Raw genomic sequence first — 25,320 nt, 5'->3', positions numbered from 1 at the left:
TGCCGCGAGTCGACGAACGTCCCGTGGAGCGGCGGTGATTCCGAGGGCCGGAAATAATCGGTTGCCCCGGGCAGGGGCAGGAAGCGAACCTTGCACGGTTTGGTCCCCCCACTGTTCCACGAGGTCCGCCACGGACCTCCGCTTCCGATCCTTGGGACGTCATGCAGATTCGCGATCTTCCGTATTCGGATCCCGGCGATCCCGACGTACGCTCCGGCCCCCGTTTCCTGTTCTGGCTCGGGCGACGTCAGCTCACCGGCCAGCTCAAGTCCCTTTCCTGGGGGCTGCTCCACCACTGCGCGATCGCGGGCCTCCCGCTCGCCGTCGGCCTGGCGGTGCAGGCCGTCATCGACGACTCCGGCCGGGACCTCGCGACCGCCGGCGTCCTTCTCGTCGTCCTCGGCATCCTCATCGCCCTGGGCGACACCATGCTCCACCGGACGGCGGTCACCAACTGGATCACCGCCGCGGCCAGGGTGCAGCAACTCCTGGCCCGCAGGACGGCCGAGCTGGGCTCCGCCCTGACCCGGAGGGTGGCGGCCGGCGAAGTGGTCGCCGTCTCCACCGGCGACGTCGAGAAGATCGGCTGGTTCGTCGAGGCGCTGTCGCGCTTCCTGGCCGCCGCGACGGCGCTCGTTCTGATCTGCGTCGGGCTGGTCCTCTACCTGCCCTCGCTCGGTGTGCTGGTCGCGATCGCCACCCCCGTCCTGGCACTGGCCGTCCTGCCCCTGCTCCCCCGGGCCACCCGCCGGGCGGACCTGCAGCGGGAGAAGGCGGGCAAGGCCACGGAGCTGGCCTCCGACACGGTGGCCGGGCTGCGGGTGCTGCGCGGCATCGGCGGTGAGGAGCTGTTCCTCGGCCGCTACCGTCGCGCCTCCCAGGAGGTCCGCAAGGCCGCCGTGCGCAGTGCGCGGATGTGGGCGCTCATCTCGGCGATCCAGGTGTTCCTGCCGGGCGTTCTGCTGATCTCTCTGGTCTGGTACGGCGCCACGCTGGCCCGGGACGGACGGATCGACGTCGGCCAGCTGGTCACCGTGTACAGCGCGGCGACCCTGATGCTGTTCCCCCTGCGCAACGTGGAGGAGATCGCCATGGCGTACTCCTTCTCGCGGCCGTCCGCCCAGCGTGCTGTCCGGGTGCTGTCCCTGCGCCGTACGTCCCGGCCCCCGACGGCCGGTGCCGCGGCTCCCCGGGGCGATCTGTACGACCCGGTGACCGGACTGATGGCACCGCAGGGACTGTTCACCGCCGTGGTCTGCGGCGATCCCGACGAGGCCGGACGGCTGGCGGAGCGGCTCGGTGGCCACGCCGAACCGGACGACACGTCCGGGCCGGTGCCCTCGGTGCTGCTCGGCGGTGTGCCGCTCGACGAGCTGCCGCTCGACTCGGCACGGACCGCGGTGCTGGTTCAGGACAAGGACCCGGTGCTGCTCTCCGGGACGCTCCGGGAGCTCCTGGACGTCCCGTCCTCCGGCGGCGTGACGGCCGAGGACGCGCTCGACGCGGCCCGGTGCGGTGATGTGCTGGACGCGCTGGCGCAGGCGTCCGCCGACGCGGACGGCGACCCGATGAACACCCGTATCACCGAGCGGGGCAGGTCGCTGTCCGGCGGTCAGCGACAGCGGCTCGCGCTGGCCCGTTCGCTCGTCACGGACCCCGAGGTGCTCGTGCTCGACGAGCCGACGTCCGCCGTCGACTCCCACACGGAGGCCAGGGTCGCCGCCGGCATCGAGCAGTTGCGCCGGGGCCGCACGACGGTGGCGTTCGCCTCGTCCCCGCTGCTGCTGGACCTGGCGGACCGTGTCGTGCTCCTCCACGGGGACACGGTCGTGGCGGCGGGCACGCATCGCGAACTGCTGCGGGACGAGCCGCGGTACCGGGCGGTGGTGACCCGTGAGACCGGGGACGAGACCGCGGCACCGGTCCCCGAGGAGGGGCTCGCCGCGATCGACGGCCTCCGGCCGGTCCCGGCGGTCGAGGAGATGGCCCGTGCGGCCGAGGAAATCGAGGAGAGAGCATGATCGGCCTGGCTCCACCGGCGTACGACCCGGCCGCACCGGAGTCGGCGACGACTCTGCCGGTCGGTACGCCTACGACCGTACAGACGTATGTGCGCGCCCTGCTGCGGCGTCACCGGGCGCCCTTCGCGGCGCTCATCGCGGTCAACGCGGTCGCGGTGATCGCTTCGATCACCGGGCCGTATCTGCTGGGCGGACTGGTCGAGGACCTCTCGAACGGGGTCACCGACCTCCATCTGGAGCGCACCGCGGCGGTGTTCGCGCTGGCCCTGGTCGTGCAGACCGTGTTCACGCGGACCATGCGGCTGCGCGGGGCGATGCTCGGTGAGGAGATGCTCGCCGATCTGCGCGAGGACTTCCTCGTACGGTCGGTAGGACTGCCGCCCGGCGTCCTGGAGCGGGCCGGCACCGGGGATCTGCTGTCCAGGATCACCACGGACATCGACCGGCTGGCCAACGCGATGCGTGAGGCCGTGCCGCAGCTCGCGATCGGCGTGGTCTGGGCCGGGCTGCTGCTCGGCGCGCTGACCGTCACCGCCCCGCCGCTGGCACTCGCGGTGCTGATCGCACTTCCGGTGCTGGTCGTCGGCTGCCGCTGGTACTTCCGGCGGGCGCCTTCCGCGTACCGCTCGGAGGCGGCCGGCTACGCGGCGGTCGCAGCCGTGCTGGCCGAGACCGTGGACGCGGGGCGGACCGTCGAGTCCCACCGCCTGGGGGCCCGCAGGATCGCGCTGTCGGACCGCCGGGTCGAGGAGTGGACGGCCTGGGAGCGGTACACCCTGTTCCTGCGCTCAGTGCTCTTCCCGGTCATCAACACCACGTACGTGACCATTCTCGGCGCGGTGCTGATGCTCGGCGGCTGGTTCGTGATGGAGGACTGGCTCACCGTCGGGCAGCTGACGACGGGGGCGCTCCTGGCGCAGATGATGGTGGACCCGATCGGTCTGATCCTGCGCTGGTACGACGAGCTGCAGGTCGCCCAGGTGTCGCTGGCCAGGCTCGTCGGCGTACGGGAGATCGAACCCGAGGCGGGTGACGAGGGCATCGGTCCCGACGGCCGGGAGGTTCGGGCCGACACCGTGCGCTTCGGCTACCGCGCGGGCGTCGACGTCCTGCACGAGGTGTCGCTGGACGTCGCGCCGGGCACGCGGATGGCACTGGTCGGGCCGTCCGGTGCGGGCAAGTCCACGCTGGGAAGGCTGCTGGCCGGGATCTACGCCCCCCGGGCGGGCTCGGTCTCGCTGGGCGGCGCCGAGCTGTCCCGGATGACGGCGGAGCGCGTACGGACCCATGTGGCTCTGGTCAACCAGGAGCACCACGTGTTCGTGGGCTCGCTCCGGGACAACCTCCTGCTCGCACGTACGGACGCCGGGGACGCGGAGCTGTGGGCCTCGCTCGCTGCGGTGGACGCGGACGGCTGGGCGAAGGCGCTCGACCAAGGGCTGGCCACGGAGGTCGGGTCGGGCGGCCTGGCCCTCACCCCGGCGCAGGCGCAGCAGATCGCCCTGGCGCGCCTCGTGCTGGCGGACCCGCACACCCTGGTGCTGGACGAGGCGACCTCACTGCTCGACCCACGGGCCGCTCGTCATCTGGAGCGCTCGCTGGCACGGGTGCTGGAGGGACGGACGGTCATCGCGATCGCGCACCGTCTGCACACGGCGCACGACGCGGACGTGATCGCGGTGGTCGAGGACGGCCGGATCAGCGAACTGGGCAGCCATGACGAGCTGGTGGCCGCGGGCGGCGCGTACGCCGCTCTGTGGCGCTCCTGGCACGGCTGAGCGTCGCCCGGGGGCCGAGGGCGGTTCCTCCTTGCCGCCCACCGGGCCGGGGTGAGCGGGCGCGGGCCTCTCACCTGCGCCGGGTCCGGGAGCGCACAGGTGCGGTGTTGACGGCGGACGGGTGGTTCCGAGGCCGGTGCCCGCCGTGGCCGCCGGTCACACCCCCGCACCCGCACCCCGCCCCGCGGAGGGCGGAGCGGGGTGCCGACGCGGTCTACCGGCTGCCGTGGGCCGCCCACCGCACCGGGGCGAATCCGTCGCCCTCCCGCCGGATCTCCACGGCGCCCCCGCCGCCGAAGTGCGCGGGGACGAGAAGCTCTCCTTCCGTCGCGGCCCGTTCGAGGATCCGTCGGCGGCTCTTCGAAGCCTGCTCCGGGTCCAGGCAGAAGCAGCTGCTGCAGGAGGGGGTGAGGATCTGCACCGGGCTGTGCAGAAGGTCGCCGACGAAGACCGCCCTGTCGCTCCCGGAGGCGAGCCGCAGTACGGACGAGCCGGGTGTGTGACCCGGCGCGGACTCCAGTGTGAGGTTCTCGTCCACGCGATGGGTTCCCTCCCAGAGCACGGCCTGCCCGGCCCGGTGGACGGGAGCGATGCTGTCCTCGTAGACGAACCGGTCGTCCTCCTGGCGGCCGCCTCCGTACGCGTTGTCCGGACCGAAGTGGAAGTCGTCCGCGGCCGGGATGAGGTACTGGGCGTTGGGGAATGCCGGCTCCCACCCTCCGTCCGCACCGACGGTGTTCCAGCCGACGTGATCGGCGTGGACGTGGGTGTTGACGACAATGTCGACGTCCTCCGGCCGGACCCCCGCCCGCGCGAGCCGTCCCAGGAAATCGCCCTGGCTGTGGTGGAAGTGGGGGGAGCCGGGCCGCTCACGCCCGTTACCCACACCTGTGTCGACCAGGACGGTCCGTCCGCCGCTGCGCAGCACCCAGCTCTGGAGGGCCACCACGGCCCTGTCGCTGTCCGGCTCCCAGTGGTCCGGCGCCAGCCAGGCCTCGTTGGTCTTCCATACGTCGGCGCCGGACTCCGGAATCAGGCCGCGTGCGGGCGCAAACGCCGCTTGCCACTCGACGACCCGGATGACCTCGACGTCTCCGAGCACGATGTTCTGTCCGCTCTCGCTCTTCATGCCCTTGACGCTACGGAGAGCCGCGCGCGCCGCTCAATGCCTGTTCCACTCATCCGCATACGCGTCCGTCTCACCGTTGATGCTGCGGGTACCGTGGCGTCATGGATGTCGTGAGCGACGCGGTGTCGGCGATACGCGTCGGACGCCCTTCGTCGAACAAGGTACGGGTGAGCGGGAGTTGGTGCTCGCGGCTCGCCCCCTACGACGGGGCGGGCTTCCACGTGGTGCTGGAGGGCAGTTGCTGGCTACTGCCCGACGGTGGCGCCCCGGTCTCGCTCGGCGCGGGTGACGTGGTGCTGTTGCCGCACGGCACGGGCCACGTGATCGCGGACTCCCCCGCCGATGCGGCAGCGGTGGATCGGGCGACGCCGTTCGAGAACTGGCTCACCGGGCACACGCCGCGTCGGTCCGCGGACTCTCCCGGCACGGTGGAAATGCTGTGCGGCAAGTACCGGCTCGACCGGGTACACATGCACCCGCTCATGGCGGACATGCCGGCGGTCGTCCATCTGCCGAACCGTGTGGGCGCCCGTGCCGAGCTGCGTGCCGCCGTCGACCTGCTCGGCCACGAGCTCAGCACTCAAGGACCCGGCGCCTGCCTCGCCGTCCCCGGCCTGCTCGACCTGCTCCTCGTCTACATGATCCGCTCCTGGGCGGCCGAGGGGCACGGCACCTGGCCGTCCGTGCTGGGCGACCATGTCGCGTCGGCCGCTCTTCGCGCACTGCACTCGGACGTGGCCGCCCCCTGGACCATCGACCTGCTGGCCGCCGAAGCGGGCGTGTCCCGCGCCACCCTGGCGCGCCGCTTCACCGCACTGGTGGGCCGCCCGCCGATGGCCTACCTCACCTGGTGGCGCCTGACGTTCGCCGCCACCCTGCTCCGCGACACCCCGGACCCCCTGGCCGCCATCGCACGTCGCGTCGGCTACGGCACCCCGTACGCCTTCTCCCACGCCTTCAGCCGGGAGTTCGGTACGACTCCGGGGCAGTACCGGACGTCGGGACCCGGACGACCGGATCTCGCGAGGGGGGCCGCGGGGGATCACCGCCCCCTGCGTCCCACGGCCGAAGTCCGGCGACGGCACGTCGAAGGGACCGCGCGGTCACAAGAGGCGGACTCCGTCCCCTCCGGTGAGGATGAGGGAGTGACTGGCCCCGGATCCGGGGCAGGCGAGCGATGACCGCGTAAGCCCGAGAAGGGACGCACACCGTGGCACGACCCAGGATTCTCGTTGTCGGCGCCGGCTTTGCCGGGGTCGAGTGCGTGCGCCGGCTGGAGCGCAGCCTCGCGCCCGGCGAGGCGGACATCGCTCTCGTCACCCCGTTCTCGTACCAGCTCTACCTGCCACTTCTTCCGCAGGTCGCCTCCGGGGTGCTCACCCCTCAGTCGGTCGCCGTCTCCCTGCGCCGCAGCCGGCGCCACCGCACCCGGATCGTGCCGGGCGGGGCCATCGGCGTAGACACGAAGGCCAAGGTCTGCGTGGTCCGCAACATCACGGACGAGATCGTGTACGAGCCGTACGACTACATCGTGCTGGCCGCCGGCAGCGTCACCCGGACCTTCGACATCCCGGGGCTGGTGGACAACGCCCGGGGCATGAAGACGCTGGCCGAGGCCGCCTACATCCGGGACCACGTCATCTCCCAGCTCGACCTGGCCGACGCCAGTCACGACGAGGAGGAGCGGGCGTCCCGGCTGCAGTTCGTGGTGGTGGGCGGCGGGTACGCCGGCACGGAGACGGCGGCGTGCCTGCAGCTGCTGACCACCAACGCCTTGAAGCACTACCCCCGGCTGGACCCCAAGCTGATCAAGTGGCACCTCATCGACATCGCGCCCAAGCTCATGCCCGAACTGGGCGACAAGCTCGGGCGCAGCGCCCTGGAGATCCTGCGCAAGCGCGGCATCGAGGTCTCCCTGGGTGTCTCCGTGGCCGAGGCCGGACCGGACAAGGTGACGTTCACGGACGGCCGGGTGCTGCCCTGCCGCACGCTGATCTGGACCGCCGGGGTCGCGGCGAGTCCGCTCGTCGCCACCCTCGACAGCGAGACGGTACGCGGCCGTCTCGCCGTGACCCCGGAGATGACCGTGCCCGGCATCGACGGGGTGTTCGCGCTCGGCGACGCGGCGGCGGTACCGGACCTGGCCAAGGGCGACGGGGCGATCTGCCCGCCCACCGCTCAGCACGCCATGCGCCAGGGCCGCAAGCTGGCGGACAACATCATCGCGTCCCTCCGCGGCCGCGCGCTGCAGCCGTACGTCCACAAGGACCTCGGTCTCGTCGTGGACCTCGGTGGACGTGACGCGGTGTCGAAGCCGCTCGGCATCGAGCTGAAGGGCCTGCCCGCCCAGGCCGCCGCGCGCGGCTACCACTGGGCGGCGCTGCGGACGAACGTCGCCAAGACCCGGGTCATGACCAACTGGCTGCTCAACGCGATCGCCGGTGACGACTTCGTCCGTACCGGGTTCCAGGCCCGCAAGCAGGCCACCCTGCGCGACTTCGAGTACACCGACGCCTACCTCACGCCGGAGGAGATCCGCGCGCACACCGCCGAGGCGGGCATCCGCGGCTGATCCGCCCGGCCCGGCCCCCTCCCCCGGCTTCCGCCGCGCGGGCGGGGGCCGGGGTCATGTCCGGCGGGAGAGCACCGTCGCGACCGTGTCCGCGTCCTGGGGCCCCTTGTCCTCCCGGTAGCGCAGGACGCGGGCGAACCGCAGCGTGACTCCCGCCGGATAGCGGGTGGAGCTCTGGAGCCCGTCGTAGGCGATCTCCACGACGAGCTCCGGACGCACCGTCACCACGTGACCGTCGTCGCCGGTGGACAGCGCCCGCAGGTGTTCGGTCTGCCAGGCGAGCATGGTGTCCGTGAGCCCTTTGAAGGTCTTGCCCAGCATCGCGAAGGTGCCGTCGTCCCGGCGCGCCCCCAGGTGGAGGTTGGAGAGCTTCCCGGTCCGCCGGCCGTGGCCCCACTCGGCGGCCAGGACCACGAGGTCCAGGGTGTGCACGGGCTTCACCTTCAGCCAGGAGGCGCCCCGCCGGCCCGCGCTGTACGCCGCAGCGGTGCCCTTGACCACGACGCCCTCGTGTCCGCGGGCCAGCGTGGCCTCGGAGAACGCCACCGCGGCCTCGCGCTGCGACGCGTCCGCGGGGTCCTCCACGACGACACGCCGTACGCGCATCGGTTCGGGGACGAGCTCGGCCAGCTCCCGGTGGCGCCCGGCGAAGGGGAGGTCGAGGAGTTCGCGTCCGTCCACGGACAGGGCGTCGAAGAAGACGGGGACCACCGGGACGGCGCCGGCCGCGGTGGCGACGTCGCGGCGGGAGCCCACCCGGCCTGCGGTCTCCTGGAACGGCCGGGGCCTCCCGTCGTCCCCGAGCGCGATCACCTCGCCGTCGAGGATGAACCGGCCGGCGGGAAAGCCGGTCACCGCCGCGGCGACTTCGGGGACCCGGTCGCTGATGTCGTCGAGCGTTCGGGTGTAGACGCGCACCTGCGGCCCGTCCCGGTGCACCTGGACGCGGATTCCGTCCAGCTTCTCCTCGACCGCGCAGGGCCCCAGCCGGTCGATCGCCTCGGTGACCGAGCGGGCGGTGTGCGCGAGCATCGGCTGGACCGGCCGGCCGACGGTGAGCCGGAAGGACGCGAGGGCTCCGGGCCCCTCCGCGAGCAGCGCACGCGCGACGGGACCCAAGGCGCCGGCGAGCATGACGGCGCGCCGCACCTCGATGGGCGGTGCTCCGGCGGCGCCGGCCAGGGCGTCGACGGCGACGGCGTCCAGCGCTCCCTGGCGCACTTCTCCGGTGAGCAGCCCGCGCAGGAAGTACTGTTCGTCCGCGGTGGCGGCTCCGAGCAGTCGCACCAGCCGTTCCCGGCGGGCGGACTGCGAGCCGGGGCCGGTCAGGGCGCCGATCTCCGTCAGTTCCGCGTCCGTCTCCACCACGGTCAGCGTGGGTGCCTCGGCGGGGGTCACCGGAACGCGCAGAGTGCTCCAGCCGATCCCGAGCCGCCCCTGTGGGAGGCGGCCGGCGAGATAAGGGATGACGACCGGGACGTCGTCAGGCCCCGCCTCCCGGAAGAGCTCGGCCAGCAGGGCCGTCTTCCGGGTCCGGGCCGAGGTCGCGGCGACCTCCAGGGACACATGGGCGAGCCTGGCGAGCAGCATGCGGCCATGGTCCTACGCCGACGGGCCGTCCGCTCCCGGAGCGGCGGCCCGGACGTCAGATGATGTTGAGCGCGGCCGCCGCGCCCACTCCCCCGAGGACCATGAACGCGGGCATCAGCACCTTGATCTCCACCCAGCTGCCGGCCCGGAAGCGCATGAACTTCGGGGGGCCGAGCGGGTACCACCGCTTGCGCCCCAGCGGGATCGGCCACAGGATCGGGCAGCCCGAGACGGTGAGCGCATCGCCGATGCAGTGGACGAGCGCCCCGAGGACGATCGGCAGCCCCAGCCACATGTACTCCTGGCCGGGCTCGGTGAACAGCCAGGCCGAACCCTGGCCCGGCTTGTCGAGCACACCCGCCAGGATCCAGGCGCTGGTCGCGCCGAGCAGCCACACGAGGACGTCGCTGGACACCCGGGCCGCCCGCCACAGGAGTCCTTCGACGGCGAGGACGAGGTGGACGAAGAGGATCGCCAGGACCGCCCACCGGCCACCGGTGATCGCCGCGACGGAGGCTGCCGTGCCTGTCAGGACCGCCCACAGCCAGGTGTGGGTGAGTGTGCGGTGTCCGCCGGTCCTGCGCGGGTCGCCGGCACCCTTGGTGGCCTTGTAGACCGCGTACGAGAGTTTGTCGACGATCTCGCAGAGGCCCTTGGAGACGGGGCCGAAGGCGCGGGAGATGGTGGCCGACTTGTGGTCGAGGTCGGGGGCGAGCGCGGCACCCGCGGTGATCAGCGCCCCGACGACCAGGACGGGCCAGGGCATGGTGTGGCCCGCGGCGGCCGCCGCGGCACCCACCCCCAGCCAGGCCGCTGCCCCTGACAGAGAGTGTGCCGGTCCCATCATGGCTGTTTCCCGCCCCCATAGTGATTCGGCCGTGCGTCCAGGCCGGGCCGCCATGGCCTGTTCCGGGCAGCCGAGTTGAGTGGGAAGCGTATCGTCCGTGATCTTCGCCGCGTCCGCCGGTTCCCTCATCCGGGCAGGAGGCAGGCAAGATGGGGGCGTGACCCTTATCGATCAGCTCCCCCCGACCGCCGACCCGGACGCCCTCTTCGAGTCCTTCTCGTCATGGACCGAATCGCAGGGCATCACCCTCTATCCGGCTCAGGAGGAGGCGCTGATCGAGGTGGTCTCCGGGGCGAACGTGATCCTTTCCACCCCCACGGGATCCGGGAAGAGCCTGGTCGCGGCGGGTGCGCACTTCACGGCGCTGGCCCAGGACAAGGTCACGTTCTACACCGCGCCGATCAAGGCGCTGGTCTCGGAGAAGTTCTTCGACCTGTGCAAGCTCTTCGGCACGGAGAACGTCGGCATGCTGACCGGCGACGCCTCGGTCAACGCCGACGCCCCGGTCATCTGCTGCACCGCCGAGGTGCTCGCCTCGATCGCGCTGCGTGACGGCAAGTACGCCGACATCGGCCAGGTCGTGATGGACGAGTTCCACTTCTACGCGGAGCCCGACCGCGGCTGGGCCTGGCAGATCCCGATCCTGGAGCTGCCGCAGGCCCAGTTCGTCCTGATGTCGGCGACGCTCGGTGACGTCAAGATGTTCGAGGAGGATCTGACCCGCCGCACCGGCCGTCCCACCTCCGTCGTGCGCTCGGCGACGCGTCCGGTCCCGCTCAGTTACGAGTACCGGCTGACGCCGATCACGGAGACGCTCACCGAGCTCCTGGACACCCGGCAGTCGCCCGTCTACATCGTGCACTTCACGCAGGCCGCGGCGGTGGAGCGGGCCCAGTCGCTGATGAGCATCAACATGTGCTCGAAGGAGGAGAAGGAGAAGATCGCCGACCTGATCGGCAGCTTCCGCTTCACCACCAAGTTCGGCCAGAACCTCTCCCGCTACGTGCGGCACGGGATCGGGGTGCACCACGCCGGCATGCTCCCGAAGTACCGCCGTCTCGTCGAGAAGCTCGCCCAGGCGGGCCTCCTGAAGGTGATCTGCGGTACGGACACCCTCGGCGTAGGCGTCAACGTCCCCATCCGCACCGTGCTGTTCACCGCGCTCACCAAGTACGACGGCACCCGGGTGCGCACCCTGCGCGCGCGTGAGTTCCACCAGATCGCCGGCCGCGCCGGCCGGGCGGGTTTCGACACGGCGGGCTTCGTCGTCGCACAGGCCCCCGAGCACGTCATCGAGAACGAGAAGGCCGTCAAGAAGGCGGGCGACGACCCCAAGAAGAAGCGCAAGGTGGTCCGCAAGAAGGCCCCCGAGGGCTTCGTCGCCTGGTCGGAGACCACCTTCGACAAGCTGATCACCTCGGAGCCGGAGCCTCTGACCTCGCGTTTCCGGGTCACGCACACGATGCTGCTCTCGGTGATCGCCCGGCCGGGCAACGCCTTCGACGCGATGCGGCACCTGCTCGAGGACAACCACGAGCCGCGCCGTGCCCAGCTCCGGCACATCCGCCGCGCCATCGCGATCTACCGCTCGCTGCTCGACGGCGGTGTGGTGGAGCAGCTCGACACGCCCGACGCCGAGGGGCGGATCGTACGGCTCACGGTCGATCTCCAGCAGAACTTCGCGCTCAACCAGCCGCTGTCCACGTTCGCGCTGGCCGCCTTCGACCTGCTGGACGTCGAATCCCCGTCGTACGCCCTGGACATGGTGTCCGTCGTCGAGTCGACGCTCGACGACCCGCGTCAGATCCTGGCCGCCCAGCAGAACAAGGCGCGGGGCGAGGCCGTCGGGCAGATGAAGGCGGACGGCGTCGAGTACGAGGAGCGCATGGAGCGGCTCCAGGAGGTCACGTATCCGAAGCCGCTCAGCGAGCTGCTCTGGCACGCCTACGACGTGTACCGGACCAGCCACCCGTGGGTCGGCGACCACCCGGTGTCGCCGAAGTCCGTGATCCGCGACATGTACGAACGGGCCATGACCTTCACGGAGTTCACCTCGAACTACGAGCTGGCCCGCACCGAGGGCATCGTGCTGCGCTATCTGGCGAGCGCGTACAAGGCGTTCGAGCACACCATCCCGGACGACCTGAAGTCCGAGGATCTGGAGGACCTGATCGCCTGGCTGGGCGAGATGGTGCGCCAGGTGGACTCCAGTCTGCTGGACGAGTGGGAGCAGCTGGCCAACCCCGAGGTGGAGACCGCCGAGCAGGCACAGGAGCGGGCCGACGAGGTCAAGCCGGTGACGGCCAACGCCCGCGCCTTCCGTGTCCTGGTGCGCAACGCGATGTTCCGGCGGGTGGAGCTGGCCGCCCTGGACCGGGTCCGCGATCTGGGCGAGCTGGACGGCGACGCGGGCTGGGACGAGGACGCCTGGGGCGAGGCGATGGATGCCTACTGGGACGCGCACGAGGACCTTGGCACGGGCCCGGACGCGCGGGGCCCGAAGCTGCTGAAGATCGACGAGGACCCCGAGCACGGTCTGTGGCGGGTCTGGCAGGCCTTCGCCGACCCCGCGGGGGACCACGACTGGGGAATTCGTGCGGAGGTCGATCTCGCGGCCTCCGACGAGGAGGGCCGGGCGGTCGTCCGGGTCACGGCCGTGGGCCAGCTGTGACGGCGCGCCGGCCAGGAGAGTGGAGAAGAACCGCATGACGAACCCCGCCGACAGCCTGGTCGACTTGCTCGACCTGGAGCGGATCGAGGTCAACATCTTCCGCGGCCGCAGCCCCGAGGAGTCCCTGCAACGGGTCTTCGGAGGGCAGGTCGCGGGCCAGGCACTGGTCGCGGCCGGCCGCACCACGGACGGGGACCGTCCCGTGCACTCGCTGCACGCGTACTTCCTGCGTCCGGGCCGTCCGGGCGTGCCGATCGTGTACGACGTGGAGCGGGTGAGGGACGGCCGGTCCTTCACCACGCGCCGGGTCACGGCCGTGCAGCAGGGCCGGACCATCTTCAACCTGACGGCGTCCTTCCACCGTCCGGAGGAGGCCGGCTTCGAGCACCAGCTGCCGCCGGCCCGTGTCGTGCCGGATCCGGAGGAGCTGCCGACCGTCGCCGACGAGGTGCGTGAGCACCTGGGCGGCCTGCCGGAGGCGCTGGAGCGGATGGCCCGGCGCCAGCCCTTCGACATCCGCTACGTCGACCGGCTGCGCTGGACGAAGGAGGAGATCAAGGACGCGGACCCGCGGAGCGCGGTGTGGATGCGCGCGGTCGGCCCGCTGGGCGACGACCCGCTCGTCCACACGTGCGCGCTGACGTACGCGAGTGACATGACGCTGCTGGACGCGGTACGGATCCCGGTCGAGCCGCTGTGGGGGCCGCGGGGCTTCGACATGGCCTCGCTGGACCACGCGATGTGGTTCCACCGGCCGTTCCGCGCGGACGAGTGGTTCCTCTACGACCAGGAGTCGCCGATCGCCACGGGCGGCCGCGGGCTGGCCCGGGGGCGGATCTACGACCGCCAGGGGCAGTTGCTCGTGTCCGTGGTGCAGGAGGGGCTGTTCCGCCGGCTCGGCGGCGCGTAGCCGCCGACGGGTCAGGTGCCCGGGAGCGGGTCCTGGTCCACCTCGTGGCGGCGGCTCCGGATGTCCGGCCCCGGCGGATGCAGTTTCGCGTCGCAGGCGGGGCCGAGTCCGGCACGGCGTGACTCCGAGCCGGTGAGGGGGCGCCCGCACAGCGCGCAGCGCACCGGACGACGGCCGGAGGGCGGGACCGGCTCGGCCGGCGGTCCGGGGAATTCTGGGAAGGGCTCGGGGGACTCCACGCATGGATCCTCTCAAGCGGGTACGGCGATGACGAAGGAGACCTGCGGTTGAGCACCGTGCTGAGGATGGAACCCGCGCCCCGGGGCCAGGGGCCGGCTCCGGTCGCCCGCCTGGTGCGGTGCGCGGACGGCCCGGAGCCCGGCCCCGTGACGGCGTACGTGGAACGAGAGCTGCCTCCGGGCGGGATATCCGCCTACCGTGCGGCGCGGGGCGGCGGCGCGCGCTCCTTCGTCCTGTGGGCGGACGAGCACCGGCGGGAGCGGCTGGCCACCCTGGTGACCGTGTCGGCCGCGGGCGGTGTCGCGACATACCAGGTGCTCGGGGCGCACGGCGAGCTCATCGGCACGGTCGTCCGGGAGAAGGCGTTCTGGGGCAGGGGGCTGCGGACCCGCTGGACGGTGACGCCGGCGGGCGGCCGGGAGGCGGTGGGCCTCAAGGGGCGGATCCTCTGGTGGGGTGTGTGGTGGCTGCTCGTTCCCCTGCAGACGCTGATCGTCGTGCTGAGCCTGCTCGGCGGTGACGGTGACGCGGCGCGCGGGCCCCGACGCATCGTGTGGCGTGCCGGCAGGGAGGCGCCGCTGGAGTTCAGGTCGAAGGACGACGCCCTGCTCGTGCACGCGCAGGGGTACGACCGGCGGCTGGCCGCGGCGCTCCTGGCCGTGGTGCGTACGTTCGACAGCCCGCTGCTCGGTACGGAGTGGGACGACACGAAGGACTGACGGTCAGTCCCGCTGCCGGTCGAGTGCCTCGTCGAGGGTCCGGGCCGCGGTGATGAGGGACAGGTGTGTGAACGCCTGGGGGAAGTTGCCGAGTTGCTCCCCGCTGGGGCCGATCTCCTCGGCGAAGAGGCCGACGTGGTTGGCGTACGTGAGCATCTTCTCGAACATGTACCGGGCCGGCCTCAGGCGCCCGGCGCGGGCCAGGGCGTCGACGTAGAGGAACGTGCAGAGGCTGAACGTGCCCTCCGAGCCGCGCAGGCCGTCCGGGGACGCCGCGGGGTCGTAGCGGTAGACGAGGCTGTCGGAGACGAGGGTCCTGTCGATCGCGTCCAGGGTGGACAGCCAGCCCGGGTCCTTGGGCGCCAGGAAGCCCACCCGGGGCATCAGCAGGAGCGACGCGTCCAGGACATGGCCTCCGTAGTGCTGGACGTACGCCTGTTCCCGGTCGCTCCAGCCGCGTTCCATGACCTGTTCCAGGATGGTGTCCCTGGCCCGGGTCCAGCGCGCCGTGTCGGCAGGCCTGCTGAAGGCGGAGGCGAGGCGCAGCCCGCGGTCGAAGGCCGCCCAGCACATCACCCGGCTGTACGTGAAGTCCTTGCGCCCGCCGCGGGTCTCCCAGATGCCCTCGTCCGGGCGGTCCCAGGAGTCCGCGAGCCAGTCCAGCACCCGGGAGACCTTCTTCCATCCCCGGTAACCGGCCTGCACGCCGACCTCGCGCCCTTCCGACAGCGCGTACATGGCCTCACCGTAGATGTCGAGCTGGAGCTGACCGGAGGCGGCGTTGCCGAGCCGTACGGGGTGCGATCCCCGGTAGCCCTCCAGGTGCCCGAGGAGCTCCTCCGTCAGCAGGGGCTCCCCGTCGACGCGGTACATGATCTGCAGGGCCTCGCCGTCGATGTCCAGGTCCCCGAGGCGGGCACCGAGCCAGTGGGTGAACGCGGTGGCCTCCTCCACGAAGCCCAGGTCAAGCAGGGCCCGCACCGACAGGGCTCCGTCCCGGACCCAGGTGTAGCGGTAGTCCCAGTTGCGCTCGCCTCCCACCTGCTCGGGCAGCCCCATGGTCGCAGCGGCGACCGGCGCACCGGTGGGGTGGTAGGTGAGGAGCTTGAGGGTGATGGCGGAGCGGTTGACCATGTCCGACCACCGCCCCCGGTACCGGGAGGTGCGCAGCCACTTCTGCCAGAAGTCGGCGGCCTCCCAGAGCTGTTCGGTGACGCCGTCGACCGTGGGGGGCGCCGGCGCGGGCTCGTCCGCGCCGCAGGCGGTGAACACGGCTGCCGCGACCTCGCCCGACTTCAGCGTGACCGCTCCCCGTACGTCGTCGCCCTCACGCTCCAGGGGGAAGCTGGCGCTGAGGTGGCCGGTGGCACCTGCCGACCGGAACGAGGCTCCCCGCTGGTGGAGTTCGAGTGCGTGGGACGCACGGCCGTAGTCGAAGCGCGGCCTGCACTCCATCGAGAACCGCACGGTGCCCCGTACCACGCGCACGGCCCGGAACAGCGTGTGGCTGCCCGCCGCCGCGCCCGATGTGACCGGGCCCATCCAGTCGAGCACCTCGCCGACCCCGTCGGGCGACATGAAACGCGTGACGAGCACGGCGGTGTCGGGGTAGTAGAGCTGTCTCCGGGAACAGTCGGGATCGTCGGACGACAGCCGGAAGAAGCCTCCGCGATCGTGATCGAGCAGCGCGGCGAAGATGCTCGGGGAGTCGAACCGGGGCGCGGTGAACCAGTCGACGACCCCCTCCGCCGAAACCAGCGCACCCGTCTGCAGGTCGCCCACCAGACCGTGCGCCGCTATGGGAGGGTATCGGTCCATGACCGTCCAATCTCCGGCATATCCCCAAGAAGGCCACTATCCGGCAAACACCCCTCTGCCGCTCCCCCAGCCTCGGGGAGGTGCCGCGTGGACATGATCCACGTCCGCGCCGTCAGCCCGCCGGACCTCACCGAGCGGGTCGAGGAGCTCCTCTCCGGCAGCCCGTACGCCCTGAACCTGATCGTGCAGCGGGGGGCCGCACGCCGTCCCGACGGTGACTCCGTCTCGTGCGACGTGCCGACGGGGGCCGCCAACGAGCTCCTGCGCGGCCTGCGGGAGTTGGGGGTCGACCGTCGCGGATCCCTCGCCATCGACCAGGTCGGCATGGCGTTCTCGGGGCGCGCCTCGCAGGAGGCGACGCGCAGACTCGGGGCACTGGCCGGCGCGCCGGTCTGGGAGCAGGTGGAGGCACGCATCCGCTCGGAGGGGCGGTACGCGCCGAGCTTCTACCTCTACCTGGTCATCGCGGGTCTCATCGGTTCCGTCGGCATCGTCACCAATTCCCAGATCCTGATCGTCGGGGCGATGGTCGTCGGCCCCGAGTACGGGGCGATCGTCGCCGTCGCCCTGGGCATCGACAGGGGGGACCGGACCATGATCCGCACAGGGCTGTCCGCCCTGTGCGCGGGCCTGCTGCTGACGATCGCGGTCACCTTCCTGTTCAGCCTGCTCATCCGCGGGTTCGGCCTCCAGTCGGAGGCGTTCGAGCGCGGGCTGCGACCGGTCTCCGACCTGATCAACACCCCGAACTTCTTCTCCTTCGCCGTCGCGGCCCTGGCCGCCGTCGTCGGCATCGTGTCGCTCACCGAGGCCCGCACGAGCGCTCTGCTCGGGGTGTTCATCTCCGTCACGACCATCCCGGCGGCCGCGGCCATCAGCGTCTCCACGGCCTTCGCCAGCTGGTCCGAGGCATGGGGGTCCCTCATCCAGCTCCTCGTCAACATCACGGTCCTCATCGTGGTGGGCGCGGGCGCGCTCAGGTGCCAGCGGGCGATCTGGCGGCGCGCGGGCCTCCGCGGGGCGCGGGACGGCGGGGCCTGAGCCCACCCGGCCCGTGTGGCCGCCGGGGGCGGGCCGAGCGGCCGGAAACGGCCCTGCCCGGGATGATGGGAGGGAGGCCGCTCAGGCCGCCTCCCACGCAGCTTGGAGGGCCGACATGCCCCAGGAACGCACCTCACCGCTCCGCGCCGTGCCGGACGCGACACCGCAGGAGCGGGCCGCGCTCGGCAAGGCGGCGCGCAAACAGGCCTCCCGGTCCAGCCATGAGGCGTACGCCCCGTCGGCGGACCGTCCCGATCCGCTGGCGCTCCTGGAGACCCAGTCGGCGGCCAGGCTGCCGGAGCTCGTCCCGATCCGGTACGGACGCATGACGGAGTCCCCGTTCCGCTTCTACCGCGGCGCTGCGGCGATCATGGCCTCCGACCTGGCGGGCACGCCGCACTCCGGTATCAGGGCCCAGCTGTGCGGGGACGCCCATCTGATGAACTTCAGGCTGCTCGCCTCGCCCGAGCGCAACCTGCTGTTCGACATCAACGACTTCGACGAGACCCTGCCGGGCCCCTGGGAGTGGGACGTCAAGCGGCTGGCCGCCAGTCTCGTCATCGCGGGGCGCGCCAACGACTTCACGGACAAGGAGCGGGCCCGCATCGTGCGGGCGACCGTGCGGTCGTACCGGGAGTCGATGATCCGGTTCGCGGGCATGCGCAATCTCGACGTCTGGTACACCAAGACCGATGCGGACCGCCTCCGGACCGTGGCCACCGACCGGCTCGCCGCCCGGGGCCGCAGGCAGGTGGCCAGGGTGACGGCGAAGGCCCGTACCAGGGACAGCCTGCAGGCGTTCGGCAAGCTGACCGAGGTGGCCGGTGGCCGGCTCCGGATCGCGGCGGATCCTCCGTTGGTCGTGCCGATCGCGGACCTGCTGCCCGATGCGGAACGCCTGGCGACGGAGGGGCGGCTGCGGAGGCTTCTGCACCGCTACGGACGCAGCCTCCCCACGGACCGCAGGGACCTGCTCGCCGACTTCCGGCCCGTGGACATGGCCCGCAAGGTGGTCGGCGTGGGAAGCGTCGGGACGCGCTGCTGGATCATCCTGCTGCTGGGCAGGGACGGCGAGGACCCCCTCTTCCTCCAGGCCAAGGAGGCGGACACCTCGGTCCTGGCACCGCACGCGGGGCCGAGCACCTACCGGAACCAGGGCCGGCGGGTGGTGGCAGGCCAGCGCCTGATGCAGGCGGCCGGCGACATCTTCCTGGGCTGGGAGCGGGTGGACGGCTTCGACGGGAAGCGCCGGGACTTCTACGTGCGGCAGCTGCGCGACTGGAAGGGTGTCGTCGAGCCGGAGCTGATGGTGCCGCGGGGCATGGCGGCCTTCGGAGAGCTGTGCGGGTCGACACTGGCCCGCGCGCACGCCCGGTCCGGTGACCGCATCGCCATCGCGGCGTATCTGGGCCGGAGCGACGTGTTCGACCGGGCGCTGGGGACGTTCGCCGAGCGCTACGCGGACCAGAACGAGAGGGACCACCGGGCGCTCGTCGACGCGGTGGCCGCGGGCCGGCTTCCGGCGGCCGAAGAGGTGCGGAAGTAGCCCGGACCTGATTCACCACTCCTCGACAGCGGGTACATCACAGACATAACCGGGCATCGTGGTATCACCGTGAGGACCCCGGCGGGGCGGTACGACCCGGCCGGGACCCGACACCGAGGAGACCATGACCATGTCGGCCGAACCGGTCGGTACACCCGGCACGGAGTCGCCGGATCCGCTCACGGTGATCCGGACCCGGGGGTACGCGGTGCTTCTGATCATGGTCGCGATCCTCGGAGTCCCCATCTCCGCCGCGGCGTTCGGCTTCCTGGCGCTCGTCCACGAGATCCAGGAACTGACCTACGAGGACCTCCCCCGCGCGCTGGGCTTCCACGGCACACCCTCGTGGTGGCCGGTCCCGCTGCTGGCCGTGGCCGGCCTGCTGACCGGCCTGGCCATCCGTCACCTCCCCGGAACGGGCGGGCACAGGCCGGCCGAGGGGTTCGTGAACACGGGGGCACCCACGGCCGCGGAGCTTCCCGGGGTCGCGCTCGCCGCCCTGGCGTCCCTCGGGCTCGGCGCGGTCCTCGGCCCCGAAGCCCCCCTCATCGCCCTGGGCGGCGGACTCGCCGTGTACGCGGCGCGGCTGATGAAGCCCGGCATCGCGCCGAGCGCGGGTGCCCTGGTGGCCGCGGCGGGCAGCTTCGCCGCGGTGAGCGCGCTGCTGGGGTCACCGCTCCTCGGCGCCTTCCTGCTCATGGAGGCGTCCGGAGTCGCCGGGATGACGCTGGGTCTCGTCCTCGTACCGGGGCTGCTCGCCTCCGGCATCGGGTCGCTCATCTTCGTCGGCCTGGGGTCGTGGACCGGACTGGGGACGTACTCCCTGACCCTCCCCCACGTGCCGCACACCCCCGAGCCCACGTTCGGCGAGTTCGGCTGGGCGATCGCACTGGGGGTGGCGGCGGCTCTCGCGGGCACCGGTATCAAGCGGCTGTCCCTGTCGCTGCAGGCGCAGGTGGAGCAGCGGCGGCTGACGACGACGGTGGCGATGGGCCTGACCGTCGGCGTGCTCGCGCTCCTCTACGCCGAGAGCACGGGGAGGAACGCGTCCGAGGTGCTGTATTCGGGCCAGGACGACCTGGGCGGCCTGCTCGCACAGGACGCCACGTACACGGTCGCCACGCTCCTCGTGCTGATCGTCTGCAAGGCGCTCGCGTACTCCGCGTCCCTTGGCGCCTTCAGGGGTGGCCCGATCTTCCCGTCGATGTTCCTCGGAGCGGCGGCCGGGCTGGTGCTGTCGCACCTGCCCGGCCTGAACGCGACCTCGGGTTTCGCGATGGGCATCGGCGCCATGTGCGTGGCGATGCTCAGGCTGCCCATGACGTCGGCCCTGCTGGCCACGCTGCTCCTGGGATCCGAGGGCATCACCGTCATGCCGCTCGTGATCGTCTCCGTGGTGGTCTCCTACGTCCTGGTGCTCAGACTCGAGCGTCCCGGTGCGACCCCGAGCACAGCGCCCAGATGACGAAGACGTTGATCGCGATGAGGACGATGGACCAGAGGGGGTAGTACGGGAGCCACAGGAAGTTGGCGAGTGCGAGGAGTCCGGCGAGCACGACACCGACGCCGCGAGCCCAGAGCGCGCCGGTGAACACTGCGCAGCCGGCGACCAGGACGACGATGCCCAGAATGAGGTGTACCCAGCCCCAGCCGGTCAGGCTGAACTGGAAGACGTAGTTGCTGGTCGTGACGAACAGGTCGTCCTTGGCGATGGCGGAGATCCCCTCGAAGATCGCCATGGCGCCACCGAAGATCATCATCACACCGGCGAAGACGGTCCAGCCGGACGGAGCGGCTTTGCGCTCCCCGGCCCCGGCGGAGTCGCGGTCCGTCCGCATCCCACTCGTGCTTCCAGCCATGTCGGCCTCCTCGGTCACAGTGCAATACAAGCCGCAATACGACTCATATCTCACCCATCAGCCTGACACGTCATCACCCGATCGGCATGCGGACCACCTTGGCCGTCCTCTCAGAAATGGGATAGCATCCCGAATATGAGAGAAGAGGGAGTGTCGGACACCGTCGACGGCCGCCTGGCGGCGCGGCTGGCCGCGCTCCGCACCGAGCGCGGCTGGTCACTGGACGAGCTGTCACGCCGCACCGGCGTGAGCCGCTCGACCCTGTCCAGGCTGGAGCGGGGCGAGTTGAGCCCCACCACCGCCGCGCTCGGGCACCTGTGCACGGTGTACGGGCGGACGATGTCCCGGCTGCTGATGGAGGTGGAGGCGGAACCCCCACAGCTGGTCCCCGCCGCGCGTCAGCCGGTGTGGCGGGACGACCGCGTCGGCTTCGTGCGCCGCTCCGTGTCACCGCCGCACGCCGGGCTGCGCGCCGAGGTCATCGAGGGCACGCTCGACCCGGGCGCGGACATCGCGTACGAGGACGCGCCGGTGCCCGGCGTGGAGCAGCACATCTGGGTGCTCGAAGGCACCGTCGAGATCACCGTCGACAGCACCGTGCACACCCTGCACGAGGGCGACTGCCTGCGCTTCCGGCTGCGCGGGCCCTCCCACTTCCGCTGCCCGGGCCCGCTACGGGTCCGCTACGCACTGATGATCGTCCTGCCGTGAACGTGAAAGGACCCCGCTCCATGACCGAGATCGTCCCCTTGTCCGGCCCCGAGCTGGTCACGTACGCCGATGAGCTCGCCGCCTTGTTGGTCGAGGCCGTGGAGGGCGGGTCCTCCGTGGGTTTTCTCGCCTCCCTGGACCGGGCCGCGGCCGCGGACTGGTGGCGGGGACGGGCCGCCGCGGTCGAGACGGGGAGCCAGCAGATCTGGATCGCCCGGGACGACGAACGGGTGGCGGGCACGATCGCCCTGGTCAGGACGGCTCTGCCGAACGCCCGCCACCGCGCGGAGGTCGCCAAGCTGATGGTCAGGCCATCGGCCCGCGGGCGGGGAGTCGGCCGCGCGCTGCTCACGGCGGTGGAGGAGTTCGCGGCTGCCGAGGGGCTGACCCTGCTGGTCCTGGACACCGAGACGGGAAGCGACGCCGAGAGGCTGTACCGCTCCGCGGGCTGGACTCCTTGCGGCTCCGTCCCGAGCTACGCGGCGGACCCGTACGGCACGCTCAGGGCGACGACCTTCTACTACCGGGCGCTCGCCCCTCGGGCGGGGCAGTCACAATGAGCACGACGCCACGCTACCGAGGAGACACCCCATGACGCTGCACGACATCCCGCTCCGCACGCTCACCGGCGAGCCGACCACGCTGGGAGCCTACGAGGGCTCGGCGGTCCTGCTGGTGAACGTCGCGTCCAAGTGCGGGCTCACCCCGCAGTACGCCGGCCTGGAGAGGCTCCAGAAGGAGTACGGGGACCGCGGGTTCACCGTCCTCGGAGTGCCCTGCAACCAGTTCGCGGGCCAGGAGCCGGGTACCGCCGAGGAGATCCAGACCTTCTGCTCCACGACGTACGGCGTCAGCTTCCCGCTCCTGGAGAAGATCGACGTCAACGGCGAGAACCGGCACCCGCTGTACACGGAGCTGACGAAGCTCGACGACGCCGAGGGCGCGGCCGGTGACGTCCAGTGGAACTTCGAGAAGTTCCTGGTCTCCCCCGCCGGCGAGCCGGTCGCCCGGATCCGCCCCCGCACCGAGCCGGACGCCCCCGAGGTCGTCGCGCTGATCGAGGCCAACCTGCCCCGGAACTAGGGCCGACGGCGCGCGGGACCGGACCAGGCGCACGGTCCGGCCCCGCGGCACGGTCAGCGGATCGGCATCCCCGACAGGGTGCGCGCGATCACCAGGCGCTGGATCTCGCTCGTGCCCTCGAAGATGGTGTAGATCGCGGCGTCCCGGTGCATGCGCTCGACCGGGTACTCACGCGTGAAGCCGTTGCCGCCGAGGATCTGGACGGCCTGGGCGGTGACCGTCTTCGCGGTCTCGCTCGCGTACAGCTTGGACATCGAGCCCTCGGCCGCGGTGAACGGCTTGCCGGCACTGGCCATCCAGGAGGCGCGCCAGACGAGCAGCCGCGCGGCGTCGATCTGCGTCCGCATGTCGGCCAGCTGGAAGGCGATGCCCTGGTTGTCGATGATCGGACGGCCGAACTGCGTCCGGGTCTTCGCGTAGTCGAGCGCGACCTCGTAGGCGGCGCGGGCGGTGCCGACCGCCATGGCCCCGACGGCGGGACGCGACGCCTCGAAGGTGGCCATCGCCGCGTTCTTGACGCGCTCACCACCGGTCCTGGCCCGCTCTCGGGCCCGTGCCAGGCGCTCGTCGAGCTTCTCCTTGCCGCCGAGCAGGCAGTGCCCGGGGATGCGGACGTCCTCGAGGACGACCTCGGCCGTGTGCGAGGCACGGATGCCGTGCTTCTTGAACTTCTGGCCCTGCGAGAGACCGGGGGTGGCGGGCGGGACGATGAAGGAGGCGTGCCCCTTCGAGCCCAGCTCCGGGTCGACGACGGCGACGACGACGTGGACGTTGGCGATGCCGCCGTTGGTCGCCCACGTCTTGGTGCCGTTGAGCACCCACTCGTCCTTCGCCTCGTCGTACACCGCGCGGGTGCGCATGGAGGCCACGTCCGAACCGGCGTCCGGCTCGGACGAGCAGAAGGCCGCGACCTTCACGTCGTCGGCGTCCCCGTACATCTGGGGGATCCAGGTGCCGATCTGCTCCTCGGTGCCGTTGGCCAGGACACCGACGGCCGCCAGGCCCGTACCGACGATCGACAGCGCGATCCCAGCGTCGCCCCAGAAGAGCTCCTCCATGGCCATGGGGATGCCCAGGCCCGTAGGGTCGAAGAACTGCTGGGCGTAGAAGTCGAGGGAGTAGATGCCTACCTTGGCCGCCTCCTGGATGACCGGCCAGGGCGTTTCCTCACGCTCGTCCCACTCCGAAGCGGCCGGCCGGATCACCTCGGCGGCGAATCCGTGCAGCCAGTCACGGACCTGCTTCTGGTCGTCGTTGAGCTCGAGCGTGAACTCGGCCATGGTTTCCTCCATGCACTTCCGGATAAACCCGTTACTAGCGGTAACAACAGTCTGTTACCAGCAAGTAGCTTCTGTCAACCGCCCGGCGACGGATCCGCGTGCGACAGAGCAGGGTGTTACGTTGCCGGGGCGTGACCAGATCGCAGGACAGCTGGGTGGGGCGGGAGATAAACGACATGGAGACCACAAGAGGGGCCGAACGGCAGCGGACAGCGGCCGAGCGCCGCCGTCGCGAGCTGCTCGAGGCCGCGGACCGGGTGGTGCTCAGGGACGGCCCGCAGGCCTCGATGAACGCGATCGCCGCGGAGGCCGGGATCACCAAGCCCATCCTCTACCGGCACTTCGGGGACAAGGGCGGCCTCTACCGCGCGCTCGCGAAACGCCACACAGACGCCCTGCTGAGCGCCCTGCGGGCCGCCCTCGACGCGCCCTCCGAGCGGCGCGAGCGCGTCGAGGCGACCCTCGACACCTACCTGGCCGCGATCGAGGCGCGCCCGCAGGTCTACCGCTTCCTGATGCACCCGTCCGACGACGCCGCCCCCTCGCCGGAGCAGGGTTTCGACGTCGGCAGGCACTCGGCCCCGCTGCTGCGCCGCCTGGGCGAAGAGCTGGGCAAGGTGATCGCGGAGCGGGTCGATCTCGGTCCGGACAGCGAGCAGATGGCCCGCATCTGGGGTCACGGCATCGTCGGCATGATGCACGCGGCGGGCGACTGGTGGCTGGGTGACCGTCCGTGCTCACGCGAGCAGCTGGTGCGCAGCCTCGCGGACCTGCTCTGGGGCAGGCTGGCCGAGGCGGGCGACAGGCCCGGCGGCCAGGGGTTCTGAGACGCCTCGCCCGCCGGACCGCGGTTCAGGCGGTGTCCCCGCGCCCCCAGGGCGCCCGCCGGGCCGCGCGCAGCGCCCTGGCCCGGCGCAGGCCCGTCAGCCGGTCCGTGTAGATGCTGCCGTCGAGATGGTCGCACTCGTGCTGAAGGCAGCGGGCGAACCATCCGGTGCCGGTGACCCGAACCGGCTCCCCCGTCACCGTCCGGCCCTCGACCACCGCGTGGTCGAAGCGCGGGGTACCCGCCTCGAGCCCCGGAAGCGAGAGACAGCCCTCCGGTCCGCGTACGGTGATGCCGTCGGCCTCGACGAGCACCGGATTGACGAGATGGCCCAGGTGCCGGACCTCGTCGTCGTCCGGGCAGTCGTATACGAACACCTTGAGCGGGACGCCGATCTGGTTCGCGGCGAGCCCGACACCGTTCGCGGCGTACATGGTGGCGAAGAGGTCCTCCACCAGCCGGGCGAGCGACGGGCCGAAATCGGTGACGTCGTCGCACGGGCTGTGGAGCACCGGGGCGCCGAACAGACTCATGGCACGAACGCGTCCGGAACTGCCGGGGATCGGGCGGTTTCGCATGGGGAGAAGCGTACGTTCCACGTGACCTCCACGTTCCCCGTGGTGCCGAGGTGCGGGCGGCGGGCCGGACATCGATAGGCTGGGTGCGGACTTACGCAAGG

General features: G+C 71.6%; 22 protein-coding genes. 14 read left to right on the top strand and 8 right to left on the bottom strand.

What is annotated here, in order from left to right:
- The first annotated feature begins 161 nt into the window (after positions 1-161).
- On the top strand, positions 162-2,021 hold the full coding sequence (locus ACFUNE_RS22485; protein WP_383570759.1) for an ABC transporter transmembrane domain-containing protein: 1,860 nt from the start codon (positions 162-164) through the stop codon (positions 2,019-2,021).
- Positions 2,018-3,799, top strand: a complete 1,782-nt coding sequence (locus ACFUNE_RS22480) for an ABC transporter ATP-binding protein (protein WP_383570756.1) — start codon at positions 2,018-2,020, stop codon at positions 3,797-3,799. The genes ACFUNE_RS22485 and ACFUNE_RS22480 overlap by 4 nt, the downstream gene beginning before the upstream one ends.
- A gap of 214 nt (positions 3,800-4,013) precedes the next feature.
- Here the strand turns inward: ACFUNE_RS22480 and ACFUNE_RS22475 are convergent, their stop codons facing one another.
- Positions 4,014-4,928, bottom strand: coding sequence for an MBL fold metallo-hydrolase (locus tag ACFUNE_RS22475; RefSeq protein ID WP_383570753.1), 915 nt, complete (start codon positions 4,926-4,928; stop codon positions 4,014-4,016).
- A gap of 101 nt (positions 4,929-5,029) precedes the next feature.
- Here ACFUNE_RS22475 and ACFUNE_RS22470 point away from each other — a divergent pair, with 101 nt between their 5' ends.
- Positions 5,030-6,109: an AraC family transcriptional regulator gene (locus tag ACFUNE_RS22470; RefSeq protein WP_383570750.1), complete on the top strand. Its 1,080-nt coding sequence runs from the start codon at positions 5,030-5,032 to the stop codon at positions 6,107-6,109.
- A gap of 29 nt (positions 6,110-6,138) precedes the next feature.
- Complete coding sequence (locus ACFUNE_RS22465) at positions 6,139-7,500, top strand: NAD(P)/FAD-dependent oxidoreductase (protein WP_383570747.1); 1,362 nt, start codon at positions 6,139-6,141, stop codon at positions 7,498-7,500.
- Between the two features lie 54 nt (positions 7,501-7,554).
- Here ACFUNE_RS22465 and ACFUNE_RS22460 read toward each other — a convergent pair whose 3' ends face one another.
- Together ACFUNE_RS22460 and ACFUNE_RS22455 are read right to left on the bottom strand one after the other, a co-directional pair.
- Positions 7,555-9,090, bottom strand: coding sequence for an ATP-dependent DNA ligase (locus ACFUNE_RS22460; RefSeq protein ID WP_383570744.1), 1,536 nt, complete (start codon positions 9,088-9,090; stop codon positions 7,555-7,557).
- 55 nt (positions 9,091-9,145) lie between these two features.
- On the bottom strand, positions 9,146-9,937 hold the full coding sequence (locus tag ACFUNE_RS22455) for a metal-dependent hydrolase (protein ID WP_383570741.1): 792 nt from the start codon (positions 9,935-9,937) through the stop codon (positions 9,146-9,148).
- Positions 9,938-10,094: 157 nt separating this feature from the next.
- Here ACFUNE_RS22455 and ACFUNE_RS22450 point away from each other — a divergent pair, with 157 nt between their 5' ends.
- Both ACFUNE_RS22450 and ACFUNE_RS22445 read left to right on the top strand, forming a co-directional pair.
- Complete coding sequence (locus ACFUNE_RS22450; protein WP_383570738.1) at positions 10,095-12,608, top strand: DEAD/DEAH box helicase; 2,514 nt, start codon at positions 10,095-10,097, stop codon at positions 12,606-12,608.
- A gap of 34 nt (positions 12,609-12,642) precedes the next feature.
- A complete protein-coding gene (locus tag ACFUNE_RS22445; protein WP_383570735.1) occupies positions 12,643-13,518 on the top strand; it encodes an acyl-CoA thioesterase in 876 nt (291 codons plus the stop codon).
- An 11-nt stretch (positions 13,519-13,529) separates the two neighbouring features.
- On the opposite strand, the gene ACFUNE_RS22440 is transcribed toward ACFUNE_RS22445, so the two are convergent.
- Complete coding sequence (locus ACFUNE_RS22440) at positions 13,530-13,757, bottom strand: DUF6011 domain-containing protein (protein ID WP_383570732.1); 228 nt, start codon at positions 13,755-13,757, stop codon at positions 13,530-13,532.
- A gap of 57 nt (positions 13,758-13,814) precedes the next feature.
- On the opposite strand from ACFUNE_RS22440, the gene ACFUNE_RS22435 reads away from it, so the two are divergent.
- Positions 13,815-14,477, top strand: coding sequence for a hypothetical protein (locus ACFUNE_RS22435; protein WP_383571021.1), 663 nt, complete (start codon positions 13,815-13,817; stop codon positions 14,475-14,477).
- Positions 14,478-14,480: 3 nt separating this feature from the next.
- Here ACFUNE_RS22435 and ACFUNE_RS22430 read toward each other — a convergent pair whose 3' ends face one another.
- Complete coding sequence (locus ACFUNE_RS22430; protein WP_383570729.1) at positions 14,481-16,295, bottom strand: glycoside hydrolase family 15 protein; 1,815 nt, start codon at positions 16,293-16,295, stop codon at positions 14,481-14,483.
- 87 nt (positions 16,296-16,382) lie between these two features.
- On the opposite strand from ACFUNE_RS22430, the gene ACFUNE_RS22425 reads away from it, so the two are divergent.
- The 3 genes from ACFUNE_RS22425 to ACFUNE_RS22415 all read left to right on the top strand — a co-directional run bounded on the left by ACFUNE_RS22425 (position 16,383) and on the right by ACFUNE_RS22415 (position 20,347).
- Complete coding sequence (locus tag ACFUNE_RS22425; RefSeq protein ID WP_383570726.1) at positions 16,383-17,336, top strand: DUF389 domain-containing protein; 954 nt, start codon at positions 16,383-16,385, stop codon at positions 17,334-17,336.
- Positions 17,337-17,451: 115 nt separating this feature from the next.
- Positions 17,452-18,882, top strand: coding sequence for a DUF2252 domain-containing protein (locus ACFUNE_RS22420; RefSeq protein WP_383570724.1), 1,431 nt, complete (start codon positions 17,452-17,454; stop codon positions 18,880-18,882).
- Between the two features lie 130 nt (positions 18,883-19,012).
- A complete protein-coding gene (locus ACFUNE_RS22415; protein WP_383570721.1) occupies positions 19,013-20,347 on the top strand; it encodes a chloride channel protein in 1,335 nt (444 codons plus the stop codon).
- Here ACFUNE_RS22415 and ACFUNE_RS22410 read toward each other — a convergent pair.
- A complete protein-coding gene (locus ACFUNE_RS22410; RefSeq protein ID WP_383570718.1) occupies positions 20,301-20,741 on the bottom strand; it encodes a hypothetical protein in 441 nt (146 codons plus the stop codon). The genes ACFUNE_RS22415 and ACFUNE_RS22410 overlap by 47 nt on opposite strands.
- A gap of 135 nt (positions 20,742-20,876) precedes the next feature.
- Between ACFUNE_RS22410 and ACFUNE_RS22405 the strand changes: the two genes are divergently transcribed.
- The 3 genes from ACFUNE_RS22405 to ACFUNE_RS22395 are packed head-to-tail and all read left to right on the top strand — an operon-like array spanning position 20,877 to position 22,535.
- The gene (locus tag ACFUNE_RS22405) at positions 20,877-21,452 is read left to right on the top strand and encodes a helix-turn-helix domain-containing protein (RefSeq protein WP_383570715.1); all 576 of its coding nucleotides are present in this window, start codon (positions 20,877-20,879) and stop codon (positions 21,450-21,452) included.
- A gap of 20 nt (positions 21,453-21,472) precedes the next feature.
- Positions 21,473-22,012: a GNAT family N-acetyltransferase gene (locus tag ACFUNE_RS22400; RefSeq protein WP_383570712.1), complete on the top strand. Its 540-nt coding sequence runs from the start codon at positions 21,473-21,475 to the stop codon at positions 22,010-22,012.
- A 31-nt stretch (positions 22,013-22,043) separates the two neighbouring features.
- On the top strand, positions 22,044-22,535 hold the full coding sequence (locus ACFUNE_RS22395) for a glutathione peroxidase (protein ID WP_383570709.1): 492 nt from the start codon (positions 22,044-22,046) through the stop codon (positions 22,533-22,535).
- A gap of 53 nt (positions 22,536-22,588) precedes the next feature.
- Here ACFUNE_RS22395 and ACFUNE_RS22390 read toward each other — a convergent pair whose 3' ends face one another.
- On the bottom strand, positions 22,589-23,815 hold the full coding sequence (locus ACFUNE_RS22390; RefSeq protein WP_383570706.1) for an acyl-CoA dehydrogenase family protein: 1,227 nt from the start codon (positions 23,813-23,815) through the stop codon (positions 22,589-22,591).
- Positions 23,816-23,991: 176 nt separating this feature from the next.
- Here ACFUNE_RS22390 and ACFUNE_RS22385 point away from each other — a divergent pair, with 176 nt between their 5' ends.
- Positions 23,992-24,642, top strand: a complete 651-nt coding sequence (locus ACFUNE_RS22385) for a TetR family transcriptional regulator (protein WP_383571018.1) — start codon at positions 23,992-23,994, stop codon at positions 24,640-24,642.
- Between the two features lie 25 nt (positions 24,643-24,667).
- Here the strand turns inward: ACFUNE_RS22385 and def are convergent, their stop codons facing one another.
- On the bottom strand, positions 24,668-25,219 hold the full coding sequence (def, locus tag ACFUNE_RS22380; RefSeq protein ID WP_383570703.1) for a peptide deformylase: 552 nt from the start codon (positions 25,217-25,219) through the stop codon (positions 24,668-24,670).
- Positions 25,220-25,320: the final 101 nt, after the last annotated feature.

Origin of the sequence: Streptomyces sp. NPDC057287, from assembly GCF_042667905.1 — a bacterium.
Lineage (GTDB): Bacteria > Actinomycetota > Actinomycetes > Streptomycetales > Streptomycetaceae > Streptomyces.
This window is presented reverse-complemented; position numbering and strand designations above follow the sequence as displayed.